The sequence below is a fragment of the Psychrobacter nivimaris genome (genome assembly GCF_043419765.1).
Lineage (GTDB): Bacteria > Pseudomonadota > Gammaproteobacteria > Pseudomonadales > Moraxellaceae > Psychrobacter.
The window spans coordinates 178,478-195,415 of the sequence record NZ_JBHOFX010000004.1 but is presented as its reverse complement, the minus strand read 5'-3'; the positions used below and the strand labels follow the sequence as shown (position 1 = coordinate 195,415).

Sequence of the window (16,938 nt, the reverse complement as noted above, 5' to 3'; positions counted from 1 at the left end):
TTATATACAGTACTTTATGCAGCAAAAATAACAAAAATCCAAGCCATGATTGGTCACAGCTTGGCGTCGTGTAATACTAGTAAACGGTAAGAAAACCCAATGACTAACAATACCTCAAAATATGGGTTTTACGTAGTCAAAACATTCTTTAATTCAAAACGTTCCTGAACATAGCGAAAGCTACGCAGTAAATTTATTCTCAACCGCCATGATAAAATCGGTCGCGATATCTGTACCACACTGGTCATTAATCTCACGTACGCACGTTGGACTAGTGACGTTAATCTCAGTGATACGCCCACCGATCAAGTCTAGACCAACGAACATTAGGCCTTTTTCTTTGACAATTGGTGCCACTACTTCTGCTACTTGGCGTTCGATATCAGTCAATGGCATAGCAACGCCACTACCACCAGCTGCTAGATTACCACGGGTCTCGCCTTTGGTTGGAATGCGAGCCAAACTATAATCTACCACGACACCATCGACGATTAATACGCGTTTATCGCCCTCTTTGATTTCTGGCAAATAACGCTGCGCCATGATAGGCAAAGTTTCAAGCTCAGTCAGTATCTCTAACGTCACTCCGATGTTTGGGCTATCAGCAGTCAAACGGAAGATGCCAGTGCCGCCCATACCATCTAGTGGCTTGACGATGACGTCCTGTTGTTCAGCGATGAACTTACGAATGTGTGCTTGTTTGCTAGTCACAATCGTTGGGCTCATATAATCGCTAAACCACGTCGCAAATAGCTTCTCATTACAGTCGCGAATCGCTTGTGGATCATTGACCACGAGCACGCCTGCTGCTTTGGCATGGTCAAGCATATAAGTGGCATAAATAAAGCGCATATCAAACGGTGGATCTTTGCGCATCAAAATCACGTCATAGTCGCCCACTGGCCCTGTGCCTTTATCACCCAATGTATAGAAATCTGCAGGATCACGCTTCACTGTAAGCGGCTGCGTATCAACCATCAACTGACCACGGTCCAACCACAGGTCATGAATCTGACAATAACCGAGCTGATGGCCACGGTCTTGAGCGGCCCACATCATAGCGAGACTGGTGTCTTTTTTATAATTAACCCGTTCGATAGGATCCATAATAACGAGTATTTTTAGCGACTTTTCTTGTTTTTGTTGGCTCATGATAAGACTCACTTACATTATATTATTAATATGAAACACACCTACTAAACAACATCAGTGCCCAACTATACGCCGTACTGCTCACGGTAGTGTTGCATTTTGGCTAACTGGGTCGCGTCTTTATGCTGGCCGTTTTGTGCACCATGGTCATCAGCCAAATAACTGATCAAATCATCAATATCGACCAATGCACGTACGGGCACTTCTAGTGTCGCGGCAAGCTCTTGAATAGCAGAGTGCTCTGCTTGACCTTTTTCTTTACGATCAAGTGCGACGAGAATACCAGCAACGCTTGCGCCTGCTTGCTCTAAAATCTCGACTACTTCGCGCATGGCTGTACCCGCTGTGATGACGTCGTCAAGTACCCAAACAGCCTTGCCAGTTACGTCAGCACCGACCAAATTGCCGCCTTCGCCATGAGTTTTGGCTTCTTTACGGTTATAGCCCCATTTAGCATTAATACCATGATGTAGCCATAACGCTTGCGCTGTCGCTGCGACAAAAGGAATACCTTTGTAAGCCGCACCAAAGATGACTAGCTCTTGCTCATTATCGTCATTATTTGCACTTATTTGTTCAGCTAAGGCATCTGCATAACCACGTGCTAGTAACGACAACATCTCACCAGTCGCAAGCAAACCTGCATTAAAAAAGTACGGACTGATACGACCAGACTTTAGAACGAACTCACCGAATTTGAGCACTTGGTTGTCTAGAGCCAGTTGAATAAATTGATGAGATGAAAATGTAGGGTCTTGAGGGCGTGTTACATGAGACATTATGACATTCCTATCAGCAAAAAGAGGGGACAAAAAATTTGCATTATTGTACGCATTATTGATCAGCTTGACCAACCATTGATCTCATAATCCTGCATATTGGCATAGCGAGTCAACAAACCACTCCGCGACGAGATATTAAAATAGCTCTGTCCATCTGCTCGGACTTGCATCTCCCAACCCAAATGATAAGCGGCAACAATAATGTGACCAGCAAATAGTCGAATCTGACGATATGCGTGGCGTTGCGACGGCTCACAAATGATCTGACTGAGCAAATAGCTACGCACATGCTGGCAGATTTCTGCGGCGCTATAACTATGATTGATACTTTTACGGCTACTGCATTGCTTTAGCGCATGGACGGCCACGCTACATGCCATGATATCTGTGGCCAAACTGCCCTCACCTGTATCAAACTGCTGCGGTTGTAGTATCACTTGCCAATCGTCGGCATACAGACTATTGAGTAGCTCATCAGGATTATAACGTTTGGTCAATGCGCGCATAGATAATGCAGGCTTCTCAGCCTTTCTGTCATTATTTGAGTCGTTATCTGATTCAGTCACTGTAGAGTTATCAATAGGCAAAAACCCGTAACGGTTCAGTTTTGGATAAGCCCGAATCGCCTGCTGAATATCCGACATATCTAACAACGTCATATCTGATAATGTCGATATTAGTGGCTGCTCACTATGATTTTGATAAAAGCTATCCGGCAATGCAATAAGCTGTGCTGCATTCAGCAATGATAAATGCTCAGCCAGCGCTTCTGAGGCTATCAGCGACCATTTCGATAAGCTGTCTGCATTGGGCTGATAGAACCGAGTCGAGTTACCGTAGAGCCTGCGCAGTTGACCATTTAGGCGACGAGCAGGCTCAGGAATATCACTCAATGGTCTGGCAGGGTCAAGAGGAGATTGTTTGGGATCAAAGTTAGGATGTACGATCGCAGGTTGCTGTGAATCAGCTAATATAGACGATTGCTCAGCCTTTTTTTGGACATGACCTTCTGCTAGCTGCCCGCCTTCTGCTGCCAGATTAGCATGAGACAAACGATCGTCAGAAGTAGAAGGCTGGGACATGAAATCTCCATAAACTGTAAAACAAATAAAAACGATTATATCAAGGGCTATTTTACTCTTTAGGGCTTAACTCTAAAGGCTTACTCTTGATGATTTAAAATATCTCGGTAGCCTGTCTGCCAATCAGCATAATCAAGCCAAGCTAACGGAATGTTGCTGTGCAAGCGTTTTCCTGTCACTGAGGTTTTTGTATTATCAATAGTAGGAGGTGTCTCGCCAACCTGCTCACTAAGCCAAACCCCTAGCTCAAACGTAGTAACAGGTCGATAGTCCGTTGCTAGATAGACAGACTCTGGTGTTTCTATCGTCAACACTTTAGTGATGATATTGACCAAGTCGCGATCCATAATACGGTTGCTCCAATGCTCAGCTGGGACTGGATCTTTATTTGGTTCACGAGCCTTACGTAGTCGCATTAAGCGCTCGCGCCCATAGATACCACTGGGGCGAATAATAATGGCTTTATCACCGAAGCCTTGTTGCAGCGCTTGTTCTGCTTGCAATATGAATTTCGAGGCTTCACGCGCAGGCGTAATAGGTGCAGTATGCTCATCAATCCACTCGCCATTGTCCTGACCATAGACACCAGTAGAAGAAATAAATACCACACGTTCAAGTTTGGTGAGCTGTGGAGCAAGCGTTGCTAAATGCTGATTAATCGCTAGATAACTGTCGTGATAACCGCTGGTCGAGTACTCGTCAGGGGTGACGATAATCGCAATATGAGTAAACGCTTGTAGCTGCTCAGCCGTCAGCGTCAACGCATCAGCCTGCAGAAAATCTGCGCTATCTATCAAATCATAATGGTGGCGCTCACTACGAGCCAGCCCAGTCACACAATAGCCATCTTGGGCAAGTTTATTGGTTACTGGCAGGCCGATAGCACCTTGACCAATAATTAGTAAATTTTGCGTACTCATAAAGCATGTTTTCCTTTATACAACTTCCTTTATACAACCATTACAGCGCTTAGAAGCCGTTTTGTTTAAATTAATGCCTAAATCAACGGCTAAATCAGTGTCTAAACCAATATCTAAATCAGTGACTAAAAGTATCGTCTGTACGATAGCTGTATATCATCATTGGCATCGATACGTTCTTGCCATTCGTAATTTGCATTGATACGTAGGGCTTGTTTTTTATCAAGGTCGTATTGCAGACCTAGGCTTGAGATTGGTTGCCAATAATGACCACGAACGTTGGATTCATCGCTGTTGCCATGATACCAATATGGCAATTGCAATTCAGCTTGCGCGCGTAACTGATTGTTAATCTGATAACGGCAACCTGCATTGATACCTGCACCTAGACGAAAGCCTTTATTGATACCGCGTCCTACTTGCCCTGTACCTGCCAAAAACGTATAGCACAGTTGCGGCGGCATCTCACCAGTACCTGCAACTGGTGTACCAAATGCCCATGACCAGCCTTTCTCGTAACCCACACTACCGACTAAATGATCCGTACCTGCCTCTTGCGATCCATCGTTCACTCGCATCGCCTCGATACTGGCGCCCCAAGTATTGCCTTTTTTGGCAGCATTAACAGGGTTAAAAGAGCGGCCACGAATCAACGTGACGTTTTGCAAGACCACACTGTCTGGCTGATTGGGTTTATTGTTATCTGTGTCATACAGTCGTAATGTCGCAGCCAGCCCTTCTAAATTAAAGAATTGTGGATACCCTGAGGCGTGGTCAAGCGTATCATGAAACCCCGCTCGAAACCCAATATCCATATAATCATCATCGCCACGCTGCCCTATACCTATCGTACCCAGTTGTAGCGGATGCCTGTCTATCGGATTATTATCCGATACGTCGATTTGACGCTTGAGTAGTGTTTGCCCATCAGCTGACATGCTCGATACAGGGTTGAGCTGCGCAGACTTAATCTCATTCACGGTTTGTTTGGCGCTATTATGATAGCCCAACTGCGCGCGCTGTTGTTTTTCCTCATTTAGCTGATTTTGACGTAAGGTATTATCAGCAGGCGTATAAGTTTTACTTGCCAGCAACTGCTCGTCATTTAATAACTGAATCACGTCAGAAGGCACGACGGCGTAAGACAGTTGGCTCAGTAAGTTTTGCTGCGGACGGACCACATCAATAAGACGCAGAATCTCAGAAGCACAATTGTCCGTGGTAAAGTAATACGGCATCTTTAATGCTTTGGTTTCCCAAACGTGACGCATAATCTGCTGCACTTCCGCTGGCGTCAGACTCAACTGATATGTCCACGTATCACGTTCATCATCTTGCAGGTATTTCGCTAGCATCTCTGGATAAGGATCAATTTCGATAGCGCTGTTGTAACTACCAATCATTGACTTAGTAGCATAGACTGGAAAACTGTCGTTTGGATCACCGTCTACCGTATAGTTCAGCGCATAAGCCTTATCAATTTGGTTTGGATCGGCGATACTCGCTTTTGAGTCAATGCGTAACAGCGTATGAGCAAACGCAGAGAGCGGATTGTCCAAATATTCCTGCGCAAACATGATAGATAGCTGCTCAGGCGCTAATGTCGACATCCACTCATCCAGCTCTGGACAATCAACTTGTATCGTTGTGTCGTCAATATTCAACGTATCAGTCAGCCATTGTACTCGCGCTGGGAAACGGCATAAGACAGAATTATCATTGGTAACAGTTCTTGCTTCGTCGTTATCAGTCGCTGATGATGATGCCAACTCTTTTGCGAGTGCCACAAGCATCGCATCTAACTCTGCACCTGAATCTCGTTGACCATTTTTACTTAAAAAAAAGCTCGGATCATCAACCAAACTCTCGGTTTTCTTTTTGCTGAATACACTGTTTTTATCATCGTAAAAATACAACAAGCGTCGCCATGTTGTATGCTGTGCCAACTTGCCTGTTTTTACTTGTTGACGCCATCTCGATAATAGCTGTTCTGTCGCTAAGCCTGATTCAGATAAAGTACTATTTTGAATATTAGGTTCAGCACTATTAATATTATCCGGCTCGGATAATGCATTTGAATTAGAATAAGTAGGTGCTGTGCTAGTAGGTGCTATGCTAGATGCCTCAGGTGACAATGTATCTGATTCAAGGACAGAGAGCGGCGTTGGTAAAAACGCCTGTGTTTGAGCCGAGAGCAATAACCCTGCTACAGCTAATGGCAGACGTGCTCGCAGGCCAATGGTCATTAGCGTACAATCGATAGGTATGGACGTCAGTTTTATAGACATGAGTTAAAATCTCGCACGTTATTATTCATACGCTATCAGCGTTATTAAAGTTTCTGGGTCAAAAAACCAAACACGTCGCCCACTATCGTTTAGCTATTTAGATAGATTATCTATCACACCATTATCAATACTAGTATAAAAAGAGAGTATTATGCCCGTATTATCACCAAACTCAGCATCTACCTCACCAATGTCCATCAAAGATGGTCTACTATCAGCAGCCACTTGGCTAGCCTCACCCAATTACAATGTAAGGCCAAAAGGTTTAAGTATTGACGCCATCGTCGTACACAATATCAGCCTACCACCGAATGAATTTGGTGCCTGCGACACTAACGGTACGCATTACGTGAAAGCATTATTTACCAATCAATTGGACTGGGATGCTCATCCTTATTTTCAAACAATCAAAGGCGCAGAAGTATCAGCGCATTTACTTATCGAACGTGATGGTGCTATCACTCAGTTTGTCAATTTCAACGAACGGGCGTGGCATGCTGGACGGTCTAGCTACTTAGGTCGACCTGAATGTAATGATTATAGCATTGGCATTGAGCTTGAAGGGTCGGATTTTGTGTCCTTCACCTCTGCTCAATATAAGAAGCTAGCCGACGTAATTGCCGCCATCTATAAGGCCTATCCCAAAACACGTCGCCACTTGACAGGCCATAGCGATATCGCGCCTGGGCGTAAGACTGACCCTGGTGATTATTTTGAATGGGCAAGGTTGCGCCAGTTAGTTACTGATGCAACGAAAAACGATGCACCGTCACATAAGTGATTTCCACACTCAATCCATTTATCTCAATGGTGAAAGTGATATAATTCGTCAGTTTTTCATCCATATCACATCGGCACATAACTCAATATACAACTTAGCAAGATAGGTTCTCATGGCAAAAAGTCGGTTATTTCGTTCAACCATGGTGGTCAGTAGTATGACCATGTTATCGCGTATTTTAGGTTTGGTACGTGATGTTGTATTGCTAGGGGTTTTTGGTGCAGGTGGTTTGATGGATGCCTTTTTGGTCGCCTTCAAAATCCCAAACTTCTTACGACGACTGTTTGCGGAGGGTGCGTTTAGCCAAGCATTCGTTCCTGTGCTATCTGAGTACAAGGAAAAATACAGCTTACAACAAGTGCAGATTTTGGTCAGTCGTACCTCGGGCGCATTGTTGCTAGTGCTATCGATGCTTACGGTAGTGGTCATCTTAATCGCACCTTGGGTGGTGACGTTGTTTGCCCCTGGGTTTGCCGATCAACCCAACAAGTTTGCCATCACCGCTGAGTTACTGCGTCTTACCTTTCCGTATTTGCTATTCATTTCTATGACAGCTTTTGCCAGTGGCATTTTGCAAAGCTACGGTCGTTTCGCCGCGCCCGCCTTTGCGCCCGTGTTATTGAACCTGTGTATGATTGGTGGCGCACTGATTTTTGCGCCAATGTTTGATACGCCTATTATGGCACTCGGCTATGCAGTCGCCATCGCAGGTTTGCTACAGTTCTTGATTCAACTGCCGCAACTCTGGCAACAAAAGCTGCTTGTCGCGCCAAAGATTGATTTTCAGCACGAAGGCGTTCGTCGAATTTTAAAATTGATGTTACCTGCTATCTTTGGTGTTTCTGTCACTCAGATCAATTTACTGTTGAACACTATCTTTGCCTCATTGATGATTGGCGGTTCCGTCTCTTGGCTCTATGCAGCTGAACGTATGAGCGAGCTGCCGTTGGGTCTGATTGGTGTGGCGATTGGTACCGTCATCTTACCAAGCCTATCAAAAAGTGAAGCTCAAAAAGACGACGTCAGTTTCAAAAAGACCATCGACTGGGCAGCACGTCTTATCATCTTGGTCGGTGTGCCTGCCTCGGCTGCCTTATTTGTACTGGCAGATGTACTGATGCAAGCGCTGTTTTTACGCGGTGAGTTTACCTTACGTGACGCTCAAATGAGCTCACTGGCTCTACGTAGTATGGCAGGTGGTATCTTAGGATTTATGCTCATTAAGATATTTGCTCCTGCATTCTTTGCGCGGCAAGACACTAGAACCCCTGTCAAAATCGGCATCATCTCTGTCATCGCCAATATGATCTTTAGCGTTATTTTTATCGGGATATTCTATTTCTTAGAGATACCCTTACATGGTGGTCTGGCATTGGCTACGACTGGCGCTGCTTTTGTAAACGCAGGCTTGCTATATTACTTCTTACATAAGCGTGATATTTTCCGTTTCGGTCCGCATTGGAAAAAGCTGTTTACGCAGTTTGCTATCTCGACTGGCTCTATGATTGGCGTGCTTTATTTTATGCTCCCTTACTTCCCTACCGATGAGGCTCAGTGGCAGCGTATCGTCGCGCTGATTATTATGTGTGCCGTCGGAGCGCTGGTTTACGGTGTGGTATTGCTAGCGACAGGGTTCCGTCCGCGTCAGCTAAAGCACGGTTAGGACAAAGTATAAGCAAACTTATGGCAGGCTTACGAAACCAAAACAAGCCTGTTATGAGAAATGACAATGCGCGCTGCGAATAATTGTCATAATAGATCACTAATGAATAAATGACATTTGAGGTTTAATATGACAACGAAACAGCCAATCTTTCAGCGCTTACCAATTTTGCTAGCAACTGGTGTACTAAGCACTGGATTACTTATTAGCGGTTGTAGCAATAATGAGTCGGCTGAAACTGCTACCGATAATGAAGATGTGGTAGCGACTGTGGATACCTCAGAAGACATCACATTAGACAATGATACGACTGACCAAGCAATGACCGATGACAGTGCTAGCGAAACAGGCAAAATTACAGATGGCACTGAAGATAAGACAGCGATTGATAGTAACAATATTAATCCAGTTACCGATGCGCCTAAACAGAAAAGCCTAGTGACCAATCCGACTCAAGCCGGTACGCCAGAGGATACTGTCAAGCAAGCCCTAAACAGTTTATATTACGGTGACGTGAAGGATGCAGCATCATACTACCAAGTCGATATGGCAAACTTCGAAGAAGAGCTTGCCAATACCCAGTCTGCGTTTCAGCAAACGGTGGATGGCGTTACGATTACTGATACCAAATATAATGATGATAAAACTCGTGCCACCATCACTGGCGAGCTGATGCTAAAAGGACAGAGCGAACCTGCACCACTGACCTACCAGCTACAGAAGATAGAAGGTCAATGGAAGATTTTAGGTTAGAGCGTTTTAAGCTAAATTGTTTCAGACGCTTTATCTGAGATATCGTCTGATGTCACTGATTTACCAAGCATCACAACATCAGCGATAAACCCTTCCATATCGCAGACTTCGGGCATATAACCCCATTGCTCAAAGCCAAGCTTACGGAACAATCCTAAGCTTGGATGGTTGTGAGCAAAGACGAGGGCGATGATATTTCGAATACCTAGGCTTGGTGCTTGCGTCAACATCCAACGAGTCAGCAAACTGCCTAACCCTTTGCCTTGATAATCTTGATTTAGATAAATGCTAATCTCGGTACTAATGTGATAGGCCGTACGCGCGTACAAATCGCTGAAGCTGCCCCATGCGACTATTGGCGCCTTTGTCTGAGCTCCATCATCTGATGGTAGTACTTTGACCACATATATCGGTCTGGTTGTGCTATCCAAATGTTCATTAAACCAAGCAGCACGCTCCTCTAGCGTAACCAATGCAAGATTGGCTGTTGCTTGTTTGCCCGGTATGCTTTGATTATAAATGGCTAAAACTTCTGGTAAATCTTCTTTACTTGCACGCTGCACAACGAACTGATCGGTAAGCTGATATGTCGATAGGTCGGTTGGTATAGTATTTAAGGCAGCAGCAGACATAAGATCTCCATCGTTGTCGAGATTGTTGTTAGGGTTGGTATTAGCATCATTGGCAATAAAGAATAGCCACCCTATGCGCCATACTTGCATTACACGTAGACTATAGGATGTTAGTGTGGCTATTTTACTTTATAATGGCTGGTTTTAGACACATCAATTTTAAGCATAGATGTGTTTTTTCGTTTTTTATTTGGTCTCATCATAGCTGAAAACTTATGAAAACCTATTTTCTTGAGCAACTGATTTCGTCGCCACACACCTCATCTACGGACACTGTCCCAGTAGAGTTGGCATCTTGCGTGCTCACTATCGGTAATTTTGACGGTGTGCACCTTGGTCATCAAGCCATGCTAGCCCAAGTTCGTGAGATTGCGCATACCCAAGATTTGGGTGCAGCGGTCATGATATTTGAGCCGCAGCCACGCGAGTTTTTTGCACCTGCTAAAGCGCCTGCACGTTTGACCAATCTGGCAGAGAAGCAAGCACTGCTAGCAGAATATGGTGTTGAAACATTGATCGTAGCAGGTTTTGATACAGAATTTCGCTCGCTATCAGCACAAGCTTTTGCCGATATATTAGCCAAGCGTTTGAATGTAAAAGCGTTGGTGCTGGGTGATGACTTTCGCTTCGGCCATGATCGTACTGGCGACAGTCAGTTTTTGCGTGATTATGGTTTGGATGTGACCAACCTGCATACGGTTACTGATAGTAGTACTGATAGCGACAGTATTGATACGACCGATAACGACGCTGCCCGTATCAGCTCTACTCGCGTTCGTGATTTACTATTGGCAGGTGACCTTCAGGCGGCCAACCGGTTGCTTGGTCGTGACTATGCAATCACAGGAGTGGTTGTGCGCGGCGACCAGATAGGTCGAACAATAGACTTTCCTACCGCAAATATCGATTTGCAACGAATAAAGCCTGCCCTGCATGGTATTTTTGCAGTCGATGTGGTGAGCTTAGATGACAATGGTAATGTGATCGCTGATGGTTTGACTGCGCTTGCCACCGACGGTCATACAGGTGTTGCCGGATTGCGTCCGCATAGTTTGTTCGGCACGGCTAATATTGGTAAAAGACCTTCTGTTGATAAAGGTGATGACTGGCGACTAGAAGTCCACTTTCCACAGTTGCAAGCTGATTTATACGGATTGAACTTACACGTACGTTTCCTACACTTTTTGCACGGTGAGCGTCGCTATGATGGAATAGAAGCATTAAAAGCGGGTATTCATCAAGATGTTGCAGACTTACTTGAGTGGCGCGACAAGCAAATTTAAGGTTTAGTGTTCCTCCAGATATAAAAAACCCCGCGATATTAAGACTATCACGGGGTTCTTTAAATATGCTTATAAGTCTTTATGCGTCAGGATGCAAACGGACATTTAGCTCGTCGATGGTTTCTACCCATGCTGCATCTTTTTGCCATTCTTCCTGCAGGAACATACGCTGATTATCCGTCCAAATGCTAGCCTCTGTCAGTTTTTCTTCGCTAGCTAATTGATTTGCTGCGATAAAATTATCAATTGCTTCATCAGAGCTGTCTAGACCTAACTGAGCAAATAACTCATTCATACTATATTCTGGTTCACCCAACATAATTTTCTCCTTAAATGGTACGAATATGGTCGTACTTATTCGTACTTATTGTTTAATGTGCTTATTATTCAAATTGACACATTCATTGTAGCAAGCTTTATTTTAATAGCTGTTAATCAACGTTTATCTAACGTTATCAATTGTATTAACGGTAAACTGATTTTATTCGTTCAAAATGATGATTAAATTGCTCTCATCTGCCTATTTCTTATAGACATAAAAAAAGCCCTCATATTTAAGAGGGCTTTTTTGTACTACTTATCTTTACTACTTACATCATAGCTTACTGGATAGCAGCTTAGATTTACGGTAGTAAATGTGCTACTGCATCACGCTCTTCACTAAGCTCTTGCTCAGTGGCAGCCATTTTCTCTTTCGAGAAGTCTGATGATACATCAACGCCGTCTACGATAGACCAGTCGCCGTTAGTGCATGTGCATGGGAATGAGTAGATCAAACCTTCAGCAATACCATATTCGCCGTTTGAGTAAACGCCCATAGATACCCAATCGTTTTCATCAGTACCTAGCGCCCACGTACGCATGTGTGCGATAGCAGCGTTGGCAGCAGAAGCGGCAGATGATGCACCGCGAGCTTTAATGATCGCAGCACCGCGCTGTTGTACTTCTGGGATATAAGTCGCTTCGTACCATTCACGATCAACTAAATCTAGCGCAGGCTTGCCGTTTACTGTACAAGCGGTTAGATCTGGATACTGAGTTGACGAATGGTTGCCCCAGATGATCATTTTCTTCACGTCATTTACAGTGCTGTCAGTCTTGCCAGCCAACTGTGCCATAGCACGGTTATGGTCTAGACGAGTCATTGCAGTGAAGTTGCGTGGATCAAGATCTGGTGCATTACGCTGAGCGATAAGTGCGTTCGTGTTGGCAGGGTTACCGACTACCAATACTTTTACATCACGGCTAGCGACTTCGTTCAATGCTTTACCTTGTGCTGAGAAAATCGCAGCGTTGGCTTCTAGCAAATCTTTACGCTCCATACCTGGGCCACGAGGACGTGCACCAACCAGTAAAGCATAATCGATATCTTTGAATGCGACGTTAGCATCGTCAGTTTGGACGATACCAGCCAACAATGGGAATGCACAGTCTTCTAGTTCCATGACCACACCCTTTAGGGCGTCAAGAGCTGGCGTAATTTCAAGTAATTGCAAAATAACTGGCTGATCTTTACCTAGCATCTCGCCAGATGCAATACGAAATAGCATCGCGTAGCTGATATTACCAGCGGCACCAGTGACGGCAACACGTAAAGGCTGTTTCATTGACATTGAATACTCCCTAATTAATTATTAGATAATTCTAATGAACGATTATCATTTTAGATATCGACTTGTTTGCCGCATAGCAGCATGTATAAACCGAGAGCTAGTGTAGCACTTCATCGCAGTGACCGTCTAGATACAGTCATAGACCCGTCAGGGATTATATTGTTACATTTTATACGAGAGGAGCTCTATAGAGGCTAAGCGCTTACGAATAAAGCGCTAGAGGGTTTCAGTACATGATAACTAAAGCATATTTTCACTGTATTATACGTAGATACAATGGTCAAAATAGGCAATTTGCACTATTAAGTTGGGCTAAGTGAAATGAAAAATGGTATCAAAAAAGAAGTTTGAGCAGGTAACTAAGTAAAGGCTATCGTCCACCTGAAATGATAAATTTACTGCCACAGCTGTCTATAACGTCATGACAAGTCCCAAAATCACTACCTTCATAACACACGTGTATATCAGTAAGTATCGATTGGCGACGGCTGCCTTCTTGACAGATGAGATCCACACTGTTTGATGACATACCACTATTGAGACGGGTCATTTGACTGATAAATCGTGATTTGGAAACGGTATAACTATTACCCGTATTTAGCTCATTCGGTAGCTTTAATCCACCTGCATAGTTAGTAATCTGCCGAAAGTAACTGCTAGCGCTAAGCGGACTACAGGCTCCGTAACGTTGCCACGTTTGGCTACGTACCGTTGTGTCAGGCATGATTCGGTTAACGACTTTTAGTTGTAGCGGTGTGAGACGTGGCTCACTACCACGACCGCAGCGCTCGCCATATCCCATATCCAGACCAGATACGGTCAATGAATACCCTTCTAAACACTGACGCATACGTGCCCGCGTTGGCTGCATATTACATAATGCTGGGGTCATCTCAATCATCAATACGCGCTGACCAGTCTTAACCGTGCTAGCCGCCTGTGCTGGTAGCAGTATAACGCCTTGTATAAGTATTAAAGCGCCGAAGCTCATCGTTGCTTTAGTACTACCTACACGGTGTTTGCTAGCCAAACCTGCACGCAATCGCATCATAGAGTTAGCAGCCTTGTTGCTCAGGTTTGTATCTGTCTTTGTATTTGCCTTCGATAAAAAGCATATCCGATTAGATAACGAATATTTGGTTTTTGGCGACGTAGACAGACTAAAATATTTTTTGATCATAGGACTGAAGGCAGTTAGTTAGCAATGATAAGACATAGGCTATAACTTAAATCATTAGACGCGATACATAAAACACGTATTGACCTAAGAACAAGACTGAAAAATAGGGTTTCCCATTAAGGCAATGGTAACAAAACGTTTTTTTTAATCTATAGCAAAAACGTAAACGTTGACGACATCGTCAGGAAGCTCGATAAATGTTTATAAAGTACTGAAGGATAAAAAATATGAAATTTATTTTAGCTAGATGAGTGCTGCTTGGGCAAATCAGAGTTGATCAATTGACAAAGCAAATCAGTAGATAAAAATAAACCACTAACAATAAATCATTAGTGGTTTATCAAATGCAAGTTCAGTGATTAAAAGCCAGCTGGCACCGTACCCATACGCTGAGTAATCGGCTGACCACGACCCAATAGACTGCTGTAGATAGTGGCGTTTTCCATCACGTGTTTGACATAGTTACGTGTCTCAGGAAATGCAATCGACTCTACATACTGATCTGCAGCAAGTGAGCCATAAACTGGCTGCCAGCGTTTGGCATTATTAGGTCCAGCATTATAGCCTGCGGTTGCCAATACTGGCTGATAATTGAGTTTGCCCAAAATATCACCCATATACCACGTACCATAGCGGATATTGGTATCACCGCTATTGGCACGGCTCGCACTATACGTCTCGCCTAGGTTACGAGCGATATATTTTGCGGTATCAGGCATGACTTGCATCAGTCCACTCGCGCCTACGTTTGAGCGCGCAGAAGATACGAAACGGCTTTCTTGACGCATAATACCGTACGCCCATGCTGGATCAATACCTGCTGCCTCACTATAACGTACGACTGCGCTTTGATGCGGCATTGGATGCGAGAGTGCTAAGCTATCCACCCTATCAGTATTATCAACCGCATAAATCGCTCGATCGAGCCAGCCCATATCATAGGCTTGACGAGCAGCGGCAATAATCAAATTGTCATCACGATTATCACGAGCTTGCTTCACCGCCCAGTTCCACTCGCGATTGGCATAAGCACGACTAGCCTCAGAGTTGTATAACGCAAACGCACGAGCGAAGTTAGCGTCTTGCATGACACGCGCGCGGTCAGCAGTACTAACATTAGGCAAATTACTACCACCTAAACGGCTGGCATCGAAACGCTGCCCTATTTTATCTTTTGCCATCAAACCATAGTAGTCATTACTCTTTGCTAGGTTCTGATACATTTTTTTGGACGTATTACGCTTGCTACTATCGCTTGACTGCTCATACGCACGAGCTAGCCAATACTGCCACTGGGCTTCTTTTTGCGTTTCGCCATCCATTTTTGAGATAGCTTCTACCACATCATCCCAACGACCGAAGCGAATCGCCGCCATAGCGTAATCTTCAGCTTCTTCAAAATTAAAGTCATTGTCCAAACTGTTGCGGAACCAATCGACTGCTTCAGCGTTAAACCCATCGTCAGTGTTGTGATTCATACGCTGTACGCCAAGCGTACGATAAGCATAGCGTCGGGTTTCGTCATTCAACAATCTGACCGCGCGCTGATTGTCTTGTTTGATATCAAAGTCTAACTGTAGCGCCGCCTCACGATAAGACTTATCAGCCATACGGCCGATTGCATACATATATAGGTATTGATTGGTTTGGCTTGCAGGCTCACGACCAAAACGGCTAAAGAAAGAAGACGGATTTAGCTGAATTTCACTGAGCGCCGAATAAGCAATTGGCGTACCAAGACGTGAGGACAATGCCATAATATCACCAGTCTTGCCTTTACGTAGCATACGCTTGAGACGAGCCGCACGATCTTGATTACTAATTAGCGCGTTGTTGTTCATCTCCATCGCTAGCTGATCGCACAATGCTGGTTGCTTTTTGGTGGTCAGCCACACATCAGATTTGGCTGCCATAGCACGCATGGTGTCACCACCATTATTGAACCCAAGCGCAACCGCACAGCGCTCACTGGCATCCGCATTGGTAATCAAATTGGCTACCTGTCTAACCGAGGCATAATCATTCGACCCCGCTTTGGTCTCCGCAAAATCAGCCACCAATTTCTCAGCCATAACCGTATCTGGATACTGACGCACAAACTGCGAGACAGCTGCTGAACTCTGTGAATTGAGGTCTAGATTCATACGCCAATAAGTGGGATACATCGCAAACAAGCCGCCACTCATGACCTGCTCATAATTATAGAGCGCACTCACATCACCACGATCTGCGGCGATAGCGGCTGCCATAAATGAGTCAATACTACTGTCTTTCTGATAATCTTGTTGATAGTTACTTTCTTGTTGGTAGCTTTCCTCATCGCCCCATGTCAACTCGGCACAAGCGACTTGTGACACACCAAGTGCACTGACCGCTGTTGCCACGCTCAACGCGCTCAACCGTAGCGTACCTACTGTGATTCGCTTTGACGCGTGTTTTTGACTGATAGACTCTTCATCCTTGATGCTATGCGCAACACGCAACTTTGTCATACTGACTCTCTTTATGATATCTCTACAAATATGTGAATAACGGTTCGCTAAGTACCGCCAAGGGTATAGCAATCATCATACTATACTCATTGTGCTTTCAACTATCTCCTTTACCTTTTGTTAATAAATAGGACAGCACGGTGTAACATAGAAGTGATAACGAGCCGCAGTTTTTATGAATAGTAATATGAACGACAGTAAATAATTGATACTGCTATGAATTATTTATCATATTGAGGAGCTATCGCTCGTGCTAATTTTTCACATTGGCACAGGGTTGTGATAAAATACGCCACCTGTTAATCGGCTACTCCGCT

General features: G+C 44.4%; 14 protein-coding genes. 4 read left to right on the top strand and 10 right to left on the bottom strand.

All coding sequences use genetic code 11. The annotated features are described in order from the left end of the window. Nucleotides 1-180: 180 nt before the first annotated feature. The 5 genes from gshB to ACHEVO_RS10270 form a co-directional block, all read right to left on the bottom strand. The gene (gene gshB / locus ACHEVO_RS10290) at nucleotides 181-1,152 is read right to left on the bottom strand and encodes a glutathione synthase (protein WP_394124845.1); all 972 of its coding nucleotides are present in this window, start codon (nucleotides 1,150-1,152) and stop codon (nucleotides 181-183) included. A 65-nt stretch (nucleotides 1,153-1,217) separates the two neighbouring features. Then, a complete protein-coding gene (gene pyrE, locus ACHEVO_RS10285) occupies nucleotides 1,218-1,931 on the bottom strand; it encodes an orotate phosphoribosyltransferase (RefSeq protein WP_394124844.1) in 714 nt (237 codons plus the stop codon). A gap of 62 nt (nucleotides 1,932-1,993) precedes the next feature. After that, nucleotides 1,994-3,016, bottom strand: coding sequence for a hypothetical protein (locus ACHEVO_RS10280; RefSeq protein WP_394124843.1), 1,023 nt, complete (start codon nucleotides 3,014-3,016; stop codon nucleotides 1,994-1,996). Between the two features lie 80 nt (nucleotides 3,017-3,096). Further along, the gene (locus ACHEVO_RS10275) at nucleotides 3,097-3,936 is read right to left on the bottom strand and encodes an SDR family oxidoreductase (RefSeq protein WP_394124842.1); all 840 of its coding nucleotides are present in this window, start codon (nucleotides 3,934-3,936) and stop codon (nucleotides 3,097-3,099) included. A 125-nt stretch (nucleotides 3,937-4,061) separates the two neighbouring features. Continuing rightward, nucleotides 4,062-6,224: an Lnb N-terminal periplasmic domain-containing protein gene (locus ACHEVO_RS10270; protein ID WP_394124841.1), complete on the bottom strand. Its 2,163-nt coding sequence runs from the start codon at nucleotides 6,222-6,224 to the stop codon at nucleotides 4,062-4,064. A gap of 151 nt (nucleotides 6,225-6,375) precedes the next feature. On the opposite strand from ACHEVO_RS10270, the gene ampD reads away from it, so the two are divergent. From ampD to ACHEVO_RS10255, 3 genes are all read left to right on the top strand, one after another. Continuing rightward, on the top strand, nucleotides 6,376-7,005 hold the full coding sequence (gene ampD / locus ACHEVO_RS10265; protein WP_394124840.1) for a 1,6-anhydro-N-acetylmuramyl-L-alanine amidase AmpD: 630 nt from the start codon (nucleotides 6,376-6,378) through the stop codon (nucleotides 7,003-7,005). A gap of 112 nt (nucleotides 7,006-7,117) precedes the next feature. Beyond that, on the top strand, nucleotides 7,118-8,668 hold the full coding sequence (gene murJ, locus ACHEVO_RS10260) for a murein biosynthesis integral membrane protein MurJ (RefSeq protein ID WP_201570656.1): 1,551 nt from the start codon (nucleotides 7,118-7,120) through the stop codon (nucleotides 8,666-8,668). Nucleotides 8,669-8,797: 129 nt separating this feature from the next. Next, complete coding sequence (locus tag ACHEVO_RS10255) at nucleotides 8,798-9,421, top strand: hypothetical protein (protein ID WP_394124839.1); 624 nt, start codon at nucleotides 8,798-8,800, stop codon at nucleotides 9,419-9,421. An 11-nt stretch (nucleotides 9,422-9,432) separates the two neighbouring features. Here the strand turns inward: ACHEVO_RS10255 and ACHEVO_RS10250 are convergent, their stop codons facing one another. Then, nucleotides 9,433-10,143: a GNAT family N-acetyltransferase gene (locus ACHEVO_RS10250; protein WP_394124838.1), complete on the bottom strand. Its 711-nt coding sequence runs from the start codon at nucleotides 10,141-10,143 to the stop codon at nucleotides 9,433-9,435. 125 nt (nucleotides 10,144-10,268) lie between these two features. Between ACHEVO_RS10250 and ribF the strand changes: the two genes are divergently transcribed. Next, nucleotides 10,269-11,336: a riboflavin biosynthesis protein RibF gene (gene ribF / locus ACHEVO_RS10245; RefSeq protein ID WP_394124837.1), complete on the top strand. Its 1,068-nt coding sequence runs from the start codon at nucleotides 10,269-10,271 to the stop codon at nucleotides 11,334-11,336. Nucleotides 11,337-11,415: 79 nt separating this feature from the next. Here the strand turns inward: ribF and ACHEVO_RS10240 are convergent, their stop codons facing one another. The 4 genes from ACHEVO_RS10240 to ACHEVO_RS10225 all read right to left on the bottom strand — a co-directional run bounded on the left by ACHEVO_RS10240 (nucleotide 11,416) and on the right by ACHEVO_RS10225 (nucleotide 16,621). Beyond that, on the bottom strand, nucleotides 11,416-11,655 hold the full coding sequence (locus ACHEVO_RS10240) for a DUF2789 domain-containing protein (RefSeq protein ID WP_057761462.1): 240 nt from the start codon (nucleotides 11,653-11,655) through the stop codon (nucleotides 11,416-11,418). Nucleotides 11,656-11,959: 304 nt separating this feature from the next. Continuing rightward, nucleotides 11,960-12,949, bottom strand: coding sequence for a malate dehydrogenase (locus ACHEVO_RS10235; protein ID WP_179797575.1), 990 nt, complete (start codon nucleotides 12,947-12,949; stop codon nucleotides 11,960-11,962). A gap of 370 nt (nucleotides 12,950-13,319) precedes the next feature. Further along, nucleotides 13,320-14,000, bottom strand: a complete 681-nt coding sequence (locus ACHEVO_RS10230; protein ID WP_227522950.1) for a hypothetical protein — start codon at nucleotides 13,998-14,000, stop codon at nucleotides 13,320-13,322. 488 nt (nucleotides 14,001-14,488) lie between these two features. Beyond that, nucleotides 14,489-16,621 carry a lytic transglycosylase domain-containing protein gene (locus tag ACHEVO_RS10225; protein ID WP_394124836.1) on the bottom strand — a complete coding sequence of 711 codons (2,133 nt, stop codon included), beginning with the start codon at nucleotides 16,619-16,621 and terminating at the stop codon, nucleotides 14,489-14,491. Nucleotides 16,622-16,938: the final 317 nt, after the last annotated feature.

Bases quoted from the DNA above. Each gene is read 5' to 3' on its own strand.
- ribF (WP_394124837.1), top strand. From the start codon at position 10,269: ATGAAAACCTATTTTCTTGAGCAACTGATTTCGTCGCCACACACCTCA.
- ACHEVO_RS10240 (WP_057761462.1), bottom strand. From the start codon at position 11,655: ATGTTGGGTGAACCAGAATATAGTATGAATGAGTTATTTGCTCAGTTA.
- ACHEVO_RS10280 (WP_394124843.1), bottom strand. From the start codon at position 3,016: ATGTCCCAGCCTTCTACTTCTGACGATCGTTTGTCTCATGCTAATCTG.
- ACHEVO_RS10275 (WP_394124842.1), bottom strand. From the start codon at position 3,936: ATGAGTACGCAAAATTTACTAATTATTGGTCAAGGTGCTATCGGCCTG.
- murJ (WP_201570656.1), top strand. From the start codon at position 7,118: ATGGCAAAAAGTCGGTTATTTCGTTCAACCATGGTGGTCAGTAGTATG.
- ampD (WP_394124840.1), top strand. From the start codon at position 6,376: ATGCCCGTATTATCACCAAACTCAGCATCTACCTCACCAATGTCCATC.
- ACHEVO_RS10235 (WP_179797575.1), bottom strand. From the start codon at position 12,949: ATGTCAATGAAACAGCCTTTACGTGTTGCCGTCACTGGTGCCGCTGGT.
- ACHEVO_RS10250 (WP_394124838.1), bottom strand. From the start codon at position 10,143: ATGCAAGTATGGCGCATAGGGTGGCTATTCTTTATTGCCAATGATGCT.
- ACHEVO_RS10255 (WP_394124839.1), top strand. From the start codon at position 8,798: ATGACAACGAAACAGCCAATCTTTCAGCGCTTACCAATTTTGCTAGCA.
- ACHEVO_RS10270 (WP_394124841.1), bottom strand. From the start codon at position 6,224: ATGTCTATAAAACTGACGTCCATACCTATCGATTGTACGCTAATGACC.
- pyrE (WP_394124844.1), bottom strand. From the start codon at position 1,931: ATGTCTCATGTAACACGCCCTCAAGACCCTACATTTTCATCTCATCAA.
- gshB (WP_394124845.1), bottom strand. From the start codon at position 1,152: ATGAGCCAACAAAAACAAGAAAAGTCGCTAAAAATACTCGTTATTATG.
- ACHEVO_RS10230 (WP_227522950.1), bottom strand. From the start codon at position 14,000: ATGATGCGATTGCGTGCAGGTTTGGCTAGCAAACACCGTGTAGGTAGT.
- ACHEVO_RS10225 (WP_394124836.1), bottom strand. From the start codon at position 16,621: ATGACAAAGTTGCGTGTTGCGCATAGCATCAAGGATGAAGAGTCTATC.